Annotated in this window: 15 protein-coding genes; 6 read left to right on the top strand and 9 right to left on the bottom strand. The window is 73.4% G+C overall.

Going from position 1 to position 14,585, the window contains the following annotated elements; genetic code table 11:
* Positions 1 to 82: 82 nt before the first annotated feature.
* From E4P43_RS20320 to E4P43_RS00530, 3 genes are all read left to right on the top strand, one after another.
* Entirely contained in the window at positions 83 to 1,498 is a 1,416-nt protein-coding gene (locus tag E4P43_RS20320) for a methyl-accepting chemotaxis protein (RefSeq protein ID WP_245158843.1), read from the top strand.
* Positions 1,495 to 1,674 carry a hypothetical protein gene (locus tag E4P43_RS20315; RefSeq protein WP_245158842.1) on the top strand — a complete coding sequence of 60 codons (180 nt, stop codon included), beginning with the start codon at positions 1,495 to 1,497 and terminating at the stop codon, positions 1,672 to 1,674. Before E4P43_RS20320 ends, E4P43_RS20315 begins: the two co-directional genes overlap by 4 nt.
* A gap of 252 nt (positions 1,675 to 1,926) precedes the next feature.
* On the top strand, positions 1,927 to 3,582 hold the full coding sequence (locus tag E4P43_RS00530) for a methyl-accepting chemotaxis protein (RefSeq protein WP_135143461.1): 1,656 nt from the start codon (positions 1,927 to 1,929) through the stop codon (positions 3,580 to 3,582).
* A gap of 89 nt (positions 3,583 to 3,671) precedes the next feature.
* On the opposite strand, the gene E4P43_RS00525 is transcribed toward E4P43_RS00530, so the two are convergent.
* The gene (locus E4P43_RS00525; protein ID WP_135143460.1) at positions 3,672 to 4,226 is read right to left on the bottom strand and encodes a bacterial proteasome activator family protein; all 555 of its coding nucleotides are present in this window, start codon (positions 4,224 to 4,226) and stop codon (positions 3,672 to 3,674) included.
* A 109-nt stretch (positions 4,227 to 4,335) separates the two neighbouring features.
* Here E4P43_RS00525 and E4P43_RS00520 point away from each other — a divergent pair, with 109 nt between their 5' ends.
* Positions 4,336 to 5,559, top strand: coding sequence for a cysteine desulfurase-like protein (locus tag E4P43_RS00520; protein ID WP_135143459.1), 1,224 nt, complete (start codon positions 4,336 to 4,338; stop codon positions 5,557 to 5,559).
* A 6-nt stretch (positions 5,560 to 5,565) separates the two neighbouring features.
* Here the strand turns inward: E4P43_RS00520 and E4P43_RS00515 are convergent, their stop codons facing one another.
* The 4 genes from E4P43_RS00515 to folP all read right to left on the bottom strand — a co-directional run bounded on the left by E4P43_RS00515 (position 5,566) and on the right by folP (position 9,636).
* Positions 5,566 to 6,552, bottom strand: a complete 987-nt coding sequence (locus tag E4P43_RS00515; protein ID WP_135143458.1) for an NAD(P)H-quinone oxidoreductase — start codon at positions 6,550 to 6,552, stop codon at positions 5,566 to 5,568.
* A 102-nt stretch (positions 6,553 to 6,654) separates the two neighbouring features.
* A complete protein-coding gene (locus tag E4P43_RS00510; protein WP_135143457.1) occupies positions 6,655 to 8,247 on the bottom strand; it encodes a 4-coumarate--CoA ligase family protein in 1,593 nt (530 codons plus the stop codon).
* Between the two features lie 79 nt (positions 8,248 to 8,326).
* Complete coding sequence (locus E4P43_RS00505) at positions 8,327 to 8,752, bottom strand: PaaI family thioesterase (RefSeq protein ID WP_135143456.1); 426 nt, start codon at positions 8,750 to 8,752, stop codon at positions 8,327 to 8,329.
* Between the two features lie 23 nt (positions 8,753 to 8,775).
* Positions 8,776 to 9,636, bottom strand: coding sequence for a dihydropteroate synthase (gene folP, locus E4P43_RS00500; protein ID WP_135143455.1), 861 nt, complete (start codon positions 9,634 to 9,636; stop codon positions 8,776 to 8,778).
* An 82-nt stretch (positions 9,637 to 9,718) separates the two neighbouring features.
* On the opposite strand from folP, the gene E4P43_RS00495 reads away from it, so the two are divergent.
* Positions 9,719 to 10,180, top strand: coding sequence for a MaoC family dehydratase (locus tag E4P43_RS00495; RefSeq protein WP_135143454.1), 462 nt, complete (start codon positions 9,719 to 9,721; stop codon positions 10,178 to 10,180).
* 46 nt (positions 10,181 to 10,226) lie between these two features.
* Here E4P43_RS00495 and E4P43_RS00490 read toward each other — a convergent pair whose 3' ends face one another.
* Together E4P43_RS00490 and E4P43_RS00485 are read right to left on the bottom strand one after the other, a co-directional pair.
* On the bottom strand, positions 10,227 to 11,477 hold the full coding sequence (locus E4P43_RS00490; protein WP_245158841.1) for a serine hydrolase domain-containing protein: 1,251 nt from the start codon (positions 11,475 to 11,477) through the stop codon (positions 10,227 to 10,229).
* A gap of 167 nt (positions 11,478 to 11,644) precedes the next feature.
* Positions 11,645 to 12,052 carry an HU family DNA-binding protein gene (locus tag E4P43_RS00485; RefSeq protein ID WP_280790916.1) on the bottom strand — a complete coding sequence of 136 codons (408 nt, stop codon included), beginning with the start codon at positions 12,050 to 12,052 and terminating at the stop codon, positions 11,645 to 11,647.
* 155 nt (positions 12,053 to 12,207) lie between these two features.
* On the opposite strand from E4P43_RS00485, the gene E4P43_RS00480 reads away from it, so the two are divergent.
* Positions 12,208 to 13,131 (top strand): aldo/keto reductase, encoded by a 924-nt coding sequence (locus E4P43_RS00480; protein WP_135143452.1) that lies wholly within the window; start codon positions 12,208 to 12,210, stop codon positions 13,129 to 13,131.
* A 60-nt stretch (positions 13,132 to 13,191) separates the two neighbouring features.
* Here the strand turns inward: E4P43_RS00480 and E4P43_RS00475 are convergent, their stop codons facing one another.
* Positions 13,192 to 13,371 carry a DUF1059 domain-containing protein gene (locus E4P43_RS00475; RefSeq protein WP_135143451.1) on the bottom strand — a complete coding sequence of 60 codons (180 nt, stop codon included), beginning with the start codon at positions 13,369 to 13,371 and terminating at the stop codon, positions 13,192 to 13,194.
* Between the two features lie 65 nt (positions 13,372 to 13,436).
* Positions 13,437 to 14,537, bottom strand: coding sequence for an EAL domain-containing protein (locus E4P43_RS00470; protein ID WP_135143450.1), 1,101 nt, complete (start codon positions 14,535 to 14,537; stop codon positions 13,437 to 13,439).
* Between the last annotated feature and the right edge of the window lie 48 nt (positions 14,538 to 14,585).

The raw sequence follows: 14,585 nt of genomic DNA, 5'->3' as shown, positions 1-14,585 counted from the left end.
TCGGCTTGAGCGGGCCGGGGCGTCGCCGACATGGGGGGTGCGGGGCGACGGACCCCGCCCTCTCGCCCGCGGAGTCCACGCAATGCTCACGAACCTGTCGATCAGCCGGCGTCTCGGCCTCGGCTTCCTCGTCGTCGTCCTCTGCATGGTGGGTCTGACCGCCACCGGTGTGTGGCGTGTCGAGACCATCAACAGCCACCTGACGACGATCAACGACCTCAACGCGGTCAAGCAGCGGTACGCGATCAACTTCCGCGGCAGCGTCCACGACCGCGCGATCGCCGTTCGCGACGTGGTCCTCTCCACCACCGCCGCGGAGGTGGCGACCGAGGTCGAGCTCATCGAGGCGCTGACCCAGAAGTACACCGACTCCGCCGGCCCCATGGACGAGCTCTTCGCGGTGCAGGCCAACGCCGGCGAGGCGGAGCGCAAGGCCCTGGCCGACATCAAGGACGTCGAGCAGCAGACCCTGCCGCTGATCGACCAGATCGTGCAGGCCGGGACCGCCGGTGACATGGCGACCGCGGCGCAGGCGCTCGCCCAGGCCAAGCCGCTCTTCGTCGAGTGGCTCCGCACCATCAACGTCCTCATCGACATGGAGGAGGCGATGAACCAGGAGCTGTCCTCCGATGCCCGCAGCACCGCCTCGAACTTCCTCCTCCTGATGGTGCTCATCTGCGCGGCCGCGGCGGTCCTCGCGACGGTCATCGCCTGGCGCACGCCCCGCAGCATCGTGCGCCCGCTCACCGAGGCGGAGACGGCCATGGCCGCCGTCGCCCGGGGCGACCTGACCCAGCGCATCGAGGTCCGCGGGCAGGACGAGGTCGGCCGGACGGCCCGGTCGATCAACACCGCGCTCGCCTCCATCGGCGAGGTCATGGGCACGTTCCGCACGGCGATCGAGGCGCTCACCACCGCCAGCCGCCGCGTCGGGGACCTGTCCCAGCAGATCTCGGTCGGTGCCGAGGAGTCCTCCGCCCAGGCAGCGGTCGTGGCTGCCGCCGCCGGCGAGGTGTCGCACAACGTCCAGACGGTGGCTGCGGGCTCGGAGGAGATGGGCGCCTCCATCCGGGAGATCGCGCACAACGCCACCGAGGCGGCCTCGGTCGCCGGCCGGGCGGTGACGGTCGTGGGCACGACGACCGACACGGTGTCCCGCCTCGGGGAGTCCAGCCGGACCATCGGCGACGTGGTCAAGGTGATCTCCTCGATCGCGGAGCAGACCAACCTGCTCGCCCTCAACGCGACCATCGAGGCCGCTCGCGCCGGCGATGCGGGCAAGGGGTTCGCCGTCGTGGCCAACGAGGTGAAGGAGCTCTCGCAGGAGACCGCTCGCGCCACCGAGACATCGCCCGCCGGGTCGAGGCCATCCAGGCCGACAGCGCCGGCGCGGTCGGCGCCATCGCCCAGGTCGCGGAGGTCATCAACCAGATCAACGACTACCAGACCACGATCGCCTCGGCGGTCGAGGAGCAGACCGCCACGACGAACGAGATGAACCGCAGCGTCGCCGAGGCGGCCGCGGGGTCCGGCCAGATCGCCGCCAACATCGACGGCGTCGCCGCCGCCGCGAAGGCCACCACCGAGCACGTCGAGGCCTCGAAGGCGGCCGCCGACGAGCTGGCGCAGGTGTCCGGGCGGTTGCAGGAGCTCGTGGGCGGCTTCCGCTTCTGAGGCGGACCACCTCGGCCACCACCTGGACCCGCTGCGGCCGGCCCGATCCTCGATCGGGCCGGCCGCGGCCGTTCCCGCGGTCGGGGCGGGCACACTCCCTGGGACCGGGCCGCCTCCTGCCACCGTCGTGCGCTGTTCCGGGCCAACTCCTGCCCGGAACTTCCGCGCTGCCCGGCCGGTCCGGGTCAACATCTGCCCAGAACTGCCGAGAAGACCGGTGAAGTCAATCGGTCCAGGGAGAGCAGGCAGTCGATGGAGCACGCGTACGAGGCAGAGCGGCGGTCGGACGGCGACCACGCCGAGGGGACGAGGCGTGGGTTGTCCGGCGTCGGACTTCGCAGCCGGCTCCTCGGCGCGATCCTGGTCGTCGCCCTGAGCACGGTCGCGGTGGGTGCGTTCAGCATCAACCGGATGTCCACGCTCAGCGACCAGGCCAAGACCGTCTACGCCGACGGCGCCGTCCCGCTGGACGCCATGCGCACCCTGCAGGCCCAGTGGTGGGAGATGTCCACCAACGTCGCCCGCGCCAACATCCCGACCCTCCCGCCGGAGAGCCGGGCCCGGTCGCAGCAGGCCGCCCAGGAGCTCACGCAGAAGCTCGTCGACGGCCGTGCCGCCGTGGCCGAGATGTCGCTGTCGGCCGACACCCAGGCGGCCTTCGAGGAGTTCGGCACCGCCGTGGACGCCTACCTCGGCCTGCTGCAGAAGCTGGTCGCCGGCGTCGGCGCGGGGGCCGGCGCCACCCCGCCGGCCGTCGTGGCGCAGCTGGTCAGCGAGATGAACGCCCAGGAGACGATCATCGGCGAGTCCCTGGCAGCTGCCACCACGGGCGCCGCCGCCACCGCCGAGGCGACCGCCGCGGAGGCCCAGGACGCCTACGAGTCCGCCCGCACGCTGGCCCTGGTCATCATCGGCGCCGGTCTGCTGATCGCCGTCGTCCTGGCCGTGGTCGTCGCCAACGGCGTGACCCGCCCCGTCCAGCGCATCCGCGAGGTGCTGGGGCAGGTGGCCGAGGGTGACCTCACCGTCCGCGCCGGCAAGACCGGTGGCGCCGAGCTCGGCGAGATGGCCGCGTCGCTGGACCACACGCTGGACTCGATCGGCAACGTCCTCACCCTGGTCAACGACTCCTCGACCCGCCTCGCGGCCGCCTCCCAGCAGCTCAGCGGTGCGGCCGAGGGCATGCGCCAGAACGCGCAGACCGCCGCCGGCCAGGCCGACGAGGTGGTCGCGTCCGCCGGTGCCGTCGCGTCCAGCGTCGACACGGTGGCCACCGGCTCCTCGCAGATGGAGTCCGCGATCCGGGAGATATCGCAGAACGCCAGCGAGGCCAGCCGCGTCGCCAGCCAGGCCGTCGACGTCGCCGAAGACACCACCCGCACCGTCGGCAAGCTCGGCGACTCCTCGGCGGAGATCGCCACGGTCATCAAGCTGATCAACGGCATCGCCGAGCAGACCAACCTGCTCGCGCTCAACGCGACCATCGAGGCCGCCCGGGCCGGCGAGGCGGGCAAGGGCTTCGCCGTCGTCGCCTCCGAGGTCAAGGAGCTCGCGCAGGAGACCGCCCGGGCCACGGAGGACATCTCCAAGCGGGTCGAGGCCATCCAGGCCGACACCGCAGGAGCGGTCGACGCGATCAGCCAGATCAGCACCGTGATCGGCGAGATCAACGACTTCCAGGCCACGATCGCCGCGGCGGTCGAGGAGCAGACCGCGACGACGAACGAGATGAACCGCAACGTCGCCGAGGCGGCCAGCGGGTCCCAGGGCATCGCTGCCGCCATCACCGGCCTGGCGGCGGGGACGCAGGAGACCAACCAGCGGGTCGAGGAGGCGCAGCGCGCGGCGTCCGAGCTGGCCCGCATGAGCGGTGAGCTGCAGGACGCGGTGGCCCGCTTCCGCGTGTGATCTCACGGCGACGGCGCCGTCCCCGGGTCCCGGGGGCGGCGCCGTCGCGCGTGCGGGGTCGAGCCGGTCGGTCCGACCCGGATGGCGTCCTACAGGTACTGGCCCCCGCCGGGGCGGTAGTCCTGGGCCGGCCCCGCCTGCTGCCCACCGGGCAGGGCCTTGCGGCGGATCTCCTCCAGCTGGGCGCGGGCGGCCATCTGCTGGGCGAACAGCGCGGTCTGGATGCCGTGGAAGACGCCCTCCAGCCAGCCCACCAGCTGCGCCTGCGCGATCCGCAGCTCGGCGTCCGACGGCGTCTCGCCCTCGGTGAAGGGCAGCGTGATCCGCGCCAGCTCCTCGCGCAGCTCCGGCGCCAGCCCCTGCTCCAGCTCACGGATCGAGGACGCGTGGATGTCGCGCAGCCGGTTGCGGCTGGCGTCGTCCAGGGGAGCGGCGCGGACCTCCTCGAGCAGCTGCTTGATCATCGTGCCGATCCGCATGACCTTCGCCGGCTGCTCCACGAGCTCGCCCACGTGCAGCCCGCCGTCCCCGTCGTCGGCCTGCACGCCGTTCTGCGGCACGGGCACGGTGCCCAGGGGCCGCCCGTCGGGGCCGACCACGACGACCTGGTGGGGCCCTTCGGTGCCGTTCTCCGGAGAAGTCATGCCTCCCATCCTGCACCGTGCCCACGACAGGGGCCGCAGGGCCGGATGACGCCGCGTCGTGACCTGCCACCGGGGGTGACGGGCAGTCGCAGGAACTAGGGTGCGGCGCATGTCGAACGGGGCGTCGCGGCTGGACGTCGCACGTGTCCGCGGCCTCTTCCCGGCGCTGGCGGACGGGTACGTGCACGCCGACGGCCCGGCCGGGTCGCTGGTCCCGGAGACCGTCGCCCACGCCGTCGGCACGGCCATGCGGATGCCCGTCGCCAACCGGGGCGGGGTGTTCCCGGCGTCCGGGCGGTCGGAGGCGCTGGTGACCGGCGCGCGCACCGCCGTCGCCGACCTGGTCGGGGGCCGGCCGGGCGGCGTCGTCCTCGGGGCGAACATGACCACCCTGACCTTCGCGCTGGCGCGGGCGCTGGCCCGCACGTGGCGGCCGGGCGACCAGATCGTGGTCAGCCGGCTGGACCACGACGCCAACATCCGGCCCTGGGTGCAGCTGGCGGCCGCGGTGGGCGCGGAGGTGCGCTGGGCCGAGGTGGACATCGAGACCGGCGAGCTGCCCGCGTGGCAGTACGCCGACCTGATCACCCGCCGCACCCGCCTGGTGGCCGTCACCGCGGCGAGCAACGCGCTGGGGACCCGGCCGGACGTCGCCGGCATCGCGGCCCAGGCGCACGCGGTGGGCGCCCTGGTCTACGTCGACGCGGTCCACGCCGCGCCGCACGTGTTCCTCGACCAGCGCTCCCTGGGCGCGGACTTCCTGGCTGTGTCGGCCTACAAGTGGTGCGGCCCGCACGTGGGTGCGGTGGTCGCCGACCCCGATCTGCTGGGCTACCTGCACCCGGACAAGCTCGTCCCCTCGTCGGACAAGGTGCCCGAGCGGTTCGAGACCGGGACGCCGCCGTTCGAGCTGTTCGCGGGTGTGACGGCCGCCGTCGACCACCTGGCCACGCTCTGCGGCGAGGCGACCGGCTCCCGCCGCGAGCGGCTGCGCGCCTCCATGGCCGCCGTCGCCCGGCACGAGAGCGACCTGTTCGAGTGGCTGGACCAGGCGCTGCGCGTGATGCGCCACGTGCAGGTCCTGGGCAGCCCGGAGCGCAGCACCCCGACGCTGTCGTTCACCGTCGCCGGCATGCGGCCGCGGCAGGTGGCCGCCGAGCTGGCCCGGGCGGGGATCTGCGCGTGGGACGGCGACTACTACGCCCGCGAGCTGTTCGACGCCCTCGGCGTCAACGAGGCCGGGGGAGCGGTACGGCTGGGGCTCATGCACTACAACACGGCCGACGAGGTGGGCCGCATCATCGACGCCGTCGCCGGGCTGCGGCCCCGGTAGGCCCCGCTACCCCTCGTTGACCAGCAGCACCTTGCCGATGTGCTCGCTGGCCTCCACCACGCGGTGCGCCTCGGCGGCCCGGGACATCGGCAGCCGGCGGTCCACGACCGGCCGCACCACGCCGCGCTCGACGTCGGGCCAGACGTCGTGCCGCACCGCCGCGACGATCTCGGCCTTGCCGCCCGGCCCGGTCGCCGGCCGCGAGCGCAAGGTGGTGGCGTGCACGGCCGCCCGCTTGCCCAGGAGCTTGCCGAGGTCCAGCTCCGCCCGGGTGCCGCCCTGCATGCCGATCACCACGAGGCGGCCGCCCACCGCCAGGACGTCGACGTTGCGGGCCAGGTACTTGGCGCCCATGTTGTCCAGGACGACGTCGGCCCCGCCGGCCTCGGCCCTCACCCGCTCGACGAAGTCGTCCTCGCGGTAGTTCACCAGCACGTCGGCGCCCAGCTCGCGGCAGAAGTCGAGCTTCGCCTGGCTGCCCGCGGTCGTGGCGACGCGCGCGCCCGCCCGCTTCGCCAGCTGGATCGCCATGGTGCCGATGCCGCTGGAGCCGCCGTGCACGAGGAAGGTCTCACCGCGGCGCAGCCGGGCCAGCAGGAAGACGTTCGACCAGACGGTGCAGGTCACCTCGGGCAGGGCGGCCGCGGTGGCCAGCTCGACGCCCGACGGCCTGGGCAGCAGCTGCCCGGCGGGGACGGCGACCCGCTCGGCGTACCCGCCGCCCGACAGCAGCGCGCACACCTCGTCGCCGACCGGCCAGCCCATGACGCCCACGCCGACCTCGCTGACGATCCCGCTGCACTCCAGGCCCAGGATCTCGCTGGCGCCCTTCGGGGGCGGGTAGAAGCCCTGGCGCTGCAGCAGGTCCGCGCGGTTCACCGCGGTGGCGACGACGTCGACCACCACCTCGCCGGGCCCGCAGACCGGGTCGGGGGCCTCGCCCCAGGTCAGGACGTCGGGGCCACCGGGCTCGGAGATCGTCACCGCACGCATGGCCCGACCTTAGGGAGGCTCCCGGGCGACCGCCGCGCCCGGATACGCCTCGGGGCGGGAATCCGGTCGTGGATTCCCGCCCCGAGGCGCATCAGCGTGCGATCAGCGGGCCTTGAGGTCCTTGCGCAGGATCTTGCCGGCGGCCGACTTGGGAACGGCCTCGATGAACTCGACGAACCGGATCTTCTTGTGCGGGGCCACCTTCTCGGCCATGTAAGCCATGACGGCGTCCTCGGTGATCTCCGAGCCCGGCGAGCGGACGACGAAGGCCTTGGGCAGCTCCTCGCCGCTCTCCTTGTCCGGCACGCCGATGACGGCGGCGTCGGCGATCTCCGGGTGGTTGATCAGCACGGCCTCGAGCTCGGCCGGGGCCACCTGGTAGCCCTTGTACTTGATCAGCTCCTTGACGCGGTCGACGACCGTGTAGGCGCCGTTCTCGTCCACGATCGCCACGTCACCGGTGTGCAGCCAGCCCTCGGCGTCCACGGTGCCGCGGGTGGCCTCCTCGTTGTTGAGGTAGCCCTTCATGACCTGCGGCCCGCGGACCCACAGCTCGCCGGACTGCCCGGTGGCGGCGTCCTCGCCGGTCGCCGGGTCGATCAGCCGGCACTCGGTGTTGGGCACCGCGTAGCCGACCGAGCCCTTCGGGGGCTGGCCGGCGCCCTCCGGCTCGCAGCCGATGTCGGGAGTGGTGTGCGAGACCGGGGAGAGCTCGGTCATGCCGTAGCCCTGGGCCACGCTGACGCCGTCCGGGTTGCCCTTGCGCAGGCGCTCCTGCGCGGCCAGGGCCAGCTGCTCGTCCAGCGGGGCGGCGCCCGAGAGGATCGAGGTCAGCGACGACAGGTCGAACTGGTCGACCAGCGGGTGCTTGGCCAGCGCGAGCAGGATGGGCGGCGCGACGAACGCGCGGGTGATCTTGTGGTCCTGGATCGCGCGGAGGAAGTCGTCCAGCTCGAAGCGCGGCAGGGTGACGACGGCGCCGCCCCACGCCAGGCCCTGGTTCATCAGCACGGTCAGGCCGTAGATGTGGAAGAACGGCAGGACGGCGATGATCCGCTCGTCGGCGCCCAGGCTGATCAGCGGACGGCACTGCGCCACGTTGGCCACCAGGTTGCGGTGGGTCAGCATGACGCCCTTGGGCAGGCCGGTCGTGCCGCTGGAGTAGGGCAGGGTGACCAGGTCGTTGGCCGGGTCGATGTCGACCTGCACGCTCGGGGCGTCGGCGCCGAGCAGGTCGAACAGGTTCGCCTTGCCCTCGAAGCCGTCCAGGACGATGACCTCGTCGACCGGCGACTTCTCCACGGCCGCGCCGGCGCGGTCCATGAACAGCGAGATCGTGATGAGGATCTTGGCGCCGGAGTCCTTGAGCTGGAAGGCGATCTCGTCGGGCGTGTAGAGCGAGTTGATCGGGCTCATCACGCAGCCGGCGGCCGCGATGCCGTGGAAGACCACCGGGAACCACGGGGTGTTCGGGCAGAAGACGGCGACGACGTCGCCCTTGCGGAGCCCGCGGGCGTGCAGGTTCGCCGCGACCCGGTCCACGTACTGGGCGAGCTGGCCGTGGGTGATCACGTCACCCTTGAGGCCGTCGATCAGGGCGGGGGCGTCCGGGCGTTCCCTGCCGGCGGCCAGGACGAACTCCGGGACCGAGAGGTTCGGGATCTCGACGTCGGGATAGGGGCTGGCCAGCGCCACTGGTAGGACCTCCTCGGAACGGGTGTGTGGCGGTAGTCTCACATCCACCGTGTCCCCGCTCACAAGGGGGTTCGCCCGTTCAGCGGGGCCAGAGCACCGACTGGGTGCAGCGGAACAGCGCGATCGTCCTCCCGGTCGCCGCGTTCGCGACCACGGCGTCCCACACCTGCGTGGTGCGGCCGGCGTGCATGTTGGTCGCGGTGCACTCGATCCGGCCCTCGCGCGCGGTGCCGAGGTGGTTGCTCTTCAGCTCGATGGTGGTGAACCCGCTCGAGCCCTCGGGCAGCAGCGCGCGGGTGGGCAGGCCGCAGCTGGTGTCGGCCAGCGTGACCACCGTGCCGGCGTGCAGGTAGCCGTTGGGCGCGAGCAGCTCGGGGCGGATGTCGAGGTGGCTGGTCAGCCGCCCGGGCTCGTGGGTGTCGACGACGATGCCGAGCAGCCCGGGGAAGGTGCCCGGCAGGAGGTCGTTGAGCTCGTCGGCGGTGTGGAACCCGGTGGCGGCCATGGTCGGCAACCTAGCGCCGGCGCTCAGGCGAGGCCGCGGACGGTGCGCGTGGGCGGCCGGGTGCCCTGGATGGAGGCGACCATGTCCAGCGTCTGCCGGGTCGCCGCGACGTCGTGCACGCGGAACACCCGGGCGCCCAGCCAGGCGCTGACGGCGGTGGCGGCCAGCGTGCCGGTGAGCCGCTCCTCCAGCGGGACGTCGAGGGTCTCGCCGACGAAGTCCTTGTTCGACAGCGCCATCAGCACCGGCCACCCGGTGCCCACCAGCTCGCCGATGCGCCGGGTCGCCTCCAGCGAGTGCCGGGTGTTCTTGCCGAAGTCGTGGCCGGGGTCGACCAGCACCCGCTCGCCGTCCACGCCCGCGGCCACCGCGGCCTCGGCCAGCGCCGTCGTCCGGGCCACGATGTCGGCGACGACGTCGTCGTAGGCCACCCGGTGCGGGCGGGTGCGCGGCGGCAGGCCGCCGGCGTGCGTGCAGACGATCCCCGCCCCCGCCTCGGCGGCGACGCCGGCCAGCTCCGGGTCCACCCCGCCCCAGGCGTCGTTGACGACGTCGGCGCCCGCGGCCAGCACCTCCCGCGCGACGGAGGCCCGCCAGGTGTCGATCGAGATCGGCAGCGTCGGGTGCGCGGCGCGGATCGCCGCCACCAGGTCCGCGGTGCGGCGGATCTCCTCGGCGGGGGAGACCTCCTCGCCCGGCGCGGCCTTCACCCCGCCGACGTCGACCATGTCCGCGCCCTCGGCGACCACCTGGTCCACCCGCTCGACGGCGGCCGCCAGCTCGAAGGTGGCACCGCGGTCGTAGAACGAGTCGGGGGTGCGGTTGACGATCGCCATGACCACGAACCGGCCGTCGGGCACGTCGAGGGCCCCCAGTCGCAGCAACCCGCTCCCCGTCCGATCGTGGTGTGTGGTGGAGTCAGCCAACCAGACCGCATGTGGTCGGGACCGAGTGGAGGCAGAGCTGATGGCGCAGACGACGGCCGAGGGCGTCGAGGGGGTCCAGGGCCTGGTGGGCAAGCACCTGGGCTACAGCGACTGGGTGGAGGTCACCCAGGAGCAGGTGAACCAGTTCGCCGAGGCGACCGGCGACCACCAGTGGATCCACGTCGACCCGGAGCGGGCGAAGAAGGAGAGCCCCTTCGGCGGCCCCATCGCCCACGGCTACCTGACGCTGTCGCTGCTGCCCTCGCTGGTGCCGCAGATCGTGGAGATCAGCGGGTTCCGGATGGGCGTCAACTACGGCACCGAGAAGGTACGCTTCCCCTCCCCGGTGCCCGTGGGCGCCCGGGTGCGGGCCGGCGCGACGATGGAGGCCGCGACCCCGTTCGAGGGCGGCATCCAGATGAGCCTGACCGTCACCGTGGAGATCGAGGGCGGCAGCAAGCCGGCGATGGTCGCCACCGTCGTCTACCGCCGCTACCTCTAGCCACCGGAGGGGCCGAAATGGCCATTTCGGCCCCTCCGGTGCGGGGTCAGACGGCGATCGCCTGGTTGACCAGCTGCCGCAGGTAGTTGCGGATCGGCAGGGTGCTCGAGGGCAGCAGCTGCGTGTAGAAGGTGACGGTCACGTCCTCGAGCGGGTCCACGTAGAACGCCGTCGACGCCGCGCCGCCCCAGCTGTAGTCGCCCACGTTGGCGACGACGCCGTAGCGCGCCGGGTCGATCACCATCGAGAAGCCCAGCCCGAAGCCCACCCCGCGCAGCGGCGTCTCGGCGAACAGCGGCCGCCCGGAGCTCTCCAGGTCGCGGCCGCCGGGCAGGTGGTTGAGCAGCATGTGCCCCAGCGTGCGGGGGCCGAGGATGCGGCCACCGTCGAAGGAGCCGCCGCGGCGCAGCATCTCGACGAAGCGCAGGTAGTCCCCGGCGGTCGAGACCAGCCCGCCACCACCGGAGAGGAACGCCGGCCTGGTGTGCGCGGCCTCGCCCATGGCGTCGAGCGGCGCGAAGCCCGTGGGGGCGCCACCGGGCTGCCCGGGGACGGCCGCGTAGAGCCGCGCCAGCGAGTCGACGTCGTCCTCGGGGCGCAGGCCGAAGGACGTGTCGGTCATGCCGAGCGGGGCGAAGATCCGGTCGGCGAAGAACTCGTCCAGCGGCCGGCCCGAGACCACCTCGACCAGCCGGCCGAGGACGTCGGTGGAGACGCCGTAGTTCCACTCGCTGCCGGGCTGGAACAGCAGCGGCATCGAGGCCCACTGGCGGCACACCTCGGCGGAGTCCGCGCCCGGCGGGGTGCCCCACTCGTGGCCGTTGGCGCGGTAGATCGCGTCGGGGACGGTCGCCCGGTGGAAGCCGTAGGTCAGCCCGGACATGTGGGTGAGCAGGTGCCAGACCCGGATCGGCTCCACCAGCGGCTCGGTCACCGGCTTCTGGTCCGAGCCGGCGACGTACACGCGGGTCTCGGCGAACTCCGGGAGCCACCGGGAGATCGGGTCGGTGAGCTGGAAGGCGCCCTCCTCGTACAGCATCATCGCCGCGACCGAGGTGACCGGCTTGGTCATGGAGTAGATGCGCCAGCGGGTGTCGGGCTCGACCGGGCGGGCGTTCTCGACGTCGCGGAAGCCGCCGGAGCCGACGTGCACCAGCTTCCCGTGCCGGGCGACGGTGACCAGGAAGCCCGGGAGCTGGCCGTCGTCGACGTAGCGGGCCAGCCGCCGGTCGATGCGGGCCAGCCGGCCGGCGTCCATGCCGACCTCGGCCGGGTCGGTCTCCACTCGCAGCTCCACGCGCACCTCCGTGTCCTGGAACGCCGTCCGCCGCCGGGCGACGCCTCGACCGGCATCCTGGCCCACGAGGTTGTGAGCCAGGGCACAGGGGTCTCGGCGTCCGTCCGGCGGCGGACGAGGTGCGGACCAGGCGGTGCCGGCCGGGCGCTGCCGGCCGGCGCTGCCGATCAGACCGGGACGGAGCTCGCGGCCTTCTTCAGGTTGGAGCCCGCGGTCACCTTGACGGTGTTGGCGGCGGGGATGTCGATCGACTCACCGGTCTGCGGGTTGCGGCCGGTGCGCGCGGAGCGCTGGGTGCGCTCGACGGTCAGCAGACCGGAGACGGCGACCTTCTCGCCGCGGGTGATGGCGTCGACGAGCTCGTCCTGCAGCCCGGCGAGGACGGAGTCCACCGTCGAGGCGGGGACATCGGCGCGCTTGGCGATGGCGGAGACCAGTTCGGCCTTGTTCATGTGCTTCCTCTCGTAGGCGGTGGCGGTGCCATGGGTTCGGCACGCAGCCGGCTCGTTCCCCCCGGCGCGCGGGGCGCCGGTGGTGGCCCGGGTCGGCGCGGGGGGCGCGCGGTGGCCGGGCACCCGACCCCCGTGGAGAGGGCCGGATCGACAGGAACGCTGCCATGTCGCCCGGCCAAAAGACCAGCGGGGGGTCCCCGGAACCCCCTGGAACGACTCGGAGGTCACACCCGTCCCACCTCGCGCGGGGCCACGGGGCCCCGCCTAGCGTGGGTCGCATGCCGCTGATCCCGCGCACCGACCTCACCGTCAGCGACCTCTGCCTGGGCGGCAACGTCTTCGGCTGGACGGCGGACGAGGCGACGTCGTTCGCGATCCTGGACCGCTACCTCGACGCCACCCCCAGCACGCTGGCGCCCTTCGTGGACACCGCGGAGATGTACGGCGACGGCACCTCCGAGCGGATCCTCGGCAGCTGGATGGCCGCGCGCGGGGTGCGCGACCAGGTCGTCGTCGCGACCAAGGCCTCGCCGGGGCGCAAGGAGCACCCGCTGTCGGCGGCGGAGGTCAGGACGGCGGCGGAGCGGTCGCTGCGGAACCTGCGCACCGACGTCATCGACCTCTACTACGCGCACTACGACGACGAGACGACGCCGCTGGAGGAGACGCTCACCGTGTTCGACGAGCTGGTGCGGGCGGGCAAGGTGCGGCACGTGGCGGCGTCGAACTACTCGGCGGTCCGGCTCACCGAGGCCCTCGGCACGGCGGAGCGGGTGGGCGTGACGGGGTACGTGGCGCTGCAGACGCACTACAACCTGGTGGAGCGGCCGGCGTTCGAGGACGGCCTGCGCGACGTGGTCACCGACGCCGGGATCGGGGTGCTGCCGTACTTCGCGCTGGCGAAGGGCTTCCTCACCGGCAAGTACCGGCCGGGGGAGCAGGTCGACTCGCCGCGGGCGCAGGGGGCGGCGGCGTACGTGGGGGAGCGCGGGGACCGGGTCCTGGCCGCGCTGGCCGAGGTGGCGCAGGAGCAGGGCGTGCCGGTGCCGGCGGTGGCGCTGCGCTGGCTGGCCGACCAGCCGGCCGTCGTCTCGCCCATCGCCAGCGGGCGGTCGGTGGAGCAGCTGGCCGACCTGCTGCCGATGCAGGACCTGGTGCTCAGCGACGACCAGCGGTCGCGGCTGACCGACGCCAGCGCGTGAGGGGTCCCGTCCCCCCGCCCGGGTTCACGGGGCGGGGGGACGGGGGGGCTGGTGCCGTCCTCAGACGGTGACCATGGCGGCGCGGAAGCGCTCCATGAGCTCCGGGGTGATCTGGTCGGCGGTGATGCCGTGCACCTCGGCCGCGTGGGGCGCGGCCTGGGCGAAGATGCCGTCCTCGTCGGCGGCGGTGTACGTGGCGTCACAGCCCGGGATGATGTCGCCGCAGGCGAAGCGCTTCATGGAGGGACTCCTTGTCGGTGGTGCGGTCGTACGACCGGCCCGCCGGGTGGCGGCCGGGGGTCTGGTCAGCGGCTCCGGGGAACCGCCGTGGCGAGGTCCTCGATGCGCAGCAGCCCGAGGACGTGGCCGGTGGGGTCGGTGCAGACGACGGGGTCGAAGCGGTGCGCCGGGGGCCGGGTGAGCGCCCGCTGCAGGGTCTCGGCGATGTCGGTGGACGGGTGCACGCGCAGGGACACCGGGGCCGTGTAGACCTGCAGCGTCCGCGGGTCGGACAGCAGCAGCCCCATCGGCTCGCCGTGCGGGCCGACGAGCACGGCCGGGGCCACCTCGGGGGTGTCGTCCTCGCCGACCACGCACTGCCGCACCGGCCGGAGCAGGCTGGCGACGCTCTCGGTGAGCCGGCTGCGGGCGACCTGCGTCCGCACCAGCTTCTCGACCTCGGGGGCCAGGGGCAGGAACTCCGGTGCAGGACGGCCGAGCAGCCAGCCCTGCGCCAGGGGCACGCCGAGGCGGGTGAAGGCGGACAGCTCGGCGGCGGTCTCGATGCCCTCGGCGAGCAGCCAGGCGTCGATCTTGCCGGCGAACTCGCCCACCATCTCGGCCAGCGCCATGCGCACCGGGTCGCTGTCGGCGTCGGCCACCAGCGACCGGTCGAGCTTCACCATCTGCGGGCGCACCGCGGCCATCTGCTGCAGCCCGGAGTAGCCGCTGCCGGTGTCGTCGAGGGCGATGAGGGCGCCGCGCTCGCGCAGCGCCTCGGTCTGGCGGCGCAGCCGGCTGAGGTCGTCCACCGGGGTGTGCTCGGTCAGCTCCACGACGACGCGCTGCAGGTCCGGGCGGCTGGCCAGGGCCCGCTGGACGGCGTCGGCACCCAGCAGGTGCGGGCTGACGTTGACGGTCAGGAACGTGTTGGGGGGCAGCCGGTCGACGGTGGCCAGGGCCTTGTGGATCGCCAGCGCCTCGAGCTCGGCCGCGATGCCGGCCTCGGCCGCGGCGGCGAACCAGACGTCGGGTCCCGCGGCCCCGGGGAAGCGGGCCAGCGCCTCGTACCCGGCGACCCGAGCGGCGGAGAGGTCGACGATCGGCTGGAAGACCAGGGTCAGGTCGTCGGCGCTCGCGAGCAGGGGTCGGCAGTCGGGGAGGCGGGGCGCCCGCGTGCCGATCATGGGGGGTGCATCGGCCGGTCGGTGGAAGTCCTTGAACGGGCCCCCCGC

The sequence above is a fragment of the Blastococcus sp. TF02A-35 genome (assembly GCF_004571075.1).
Classification (GTDB): domain Bacteria; phylum Actinomycetota; class Actinomycetes; order Mycobacteriales; family Geodermatophilaceae; genus Blastococcus.
The sequence above is the reverse complement of the archived record's forward strand: the minus strand, read 5'-3'. Positions and strand labels throughout refer to the sequence as shown.

Coding starts and splice junctions, on each gene's coding strand:
- E4P43_RS20320 (WP_245158843.1), top strand. CDS start 83: ATGCTCACGAACCTGTCGATCAGCCGGCGTCTCGGCCTCGGCTTCCTC.
- E4P43_RS20315 (WP_245158842.1), top strand. CDS start 1,495: ATGAACCGCAGCGTCGCCGAGGCGGCCGCGGGGTCCGGCCAGATCGCC.
- E4P43_RS00530 (WP_135143461.1), top strand. CDS start 1,927: ATGGAGCACGCGTACGAGGCAGAGCGGCGGTCGGACGGCGACCACGCC.
- E4P43_RS00525 (WP_135143460.1), bottom strand. CDS start 4,226: ATGACTTCTCCGGAGAACGGCACCGAAGGGCCCCACCAGGTCGTCGTG.
- E4P43_RS00520 (WP_135143459.1), top strand. CDS start 4,336: ATGTCGAACGGGGCGTCGCGGCTGGACGTCGCACGTGTCCGCGGCCTC.
- E4P43_RS00515 (WP_135143458.1), bottom strand. CDS start 6,552: ATGCGTGCGGTGACGATCTCCGAGCCCGGTGGCCCCGACGTCCTGACC.
- E4P43_RS00505 (WP_135143456.1), bottom strand. CDS start 8,752: ATGGCCGCCACCGGGTTCCACACCGCCGACGAGCTCAACGACCTCCTG.
- E4P43_RS00495 (WP_135143454.1), top strand. CDS start 9,719: ATGGCGCAGACGACGGCCGAGGGCGTCGAGGGGGTCCAGGGCCTGGTG.
- E4P43_RS00480 (WP_135143452.1), top strand. CDS start 12,208: ATGCCGCTGATCCCGCGCACCGACCTCACCGTCAGCGACCTCTGCCTG.
- E4P43_RS00475 (WP_135143451.1), bottom strand. CDS start 13,371: ATGAAGCGCTTCGCCTGCGGCGACATCATCCCGGGCTGTGACGCCACG.
- E4P43_RS00470 (WP_135143450.1), bottom strand. CDS start 14,537: ATGATCGGCACGCGGGCGCCCCGCCTCCCCGACTGCCGACCCCTGCTC.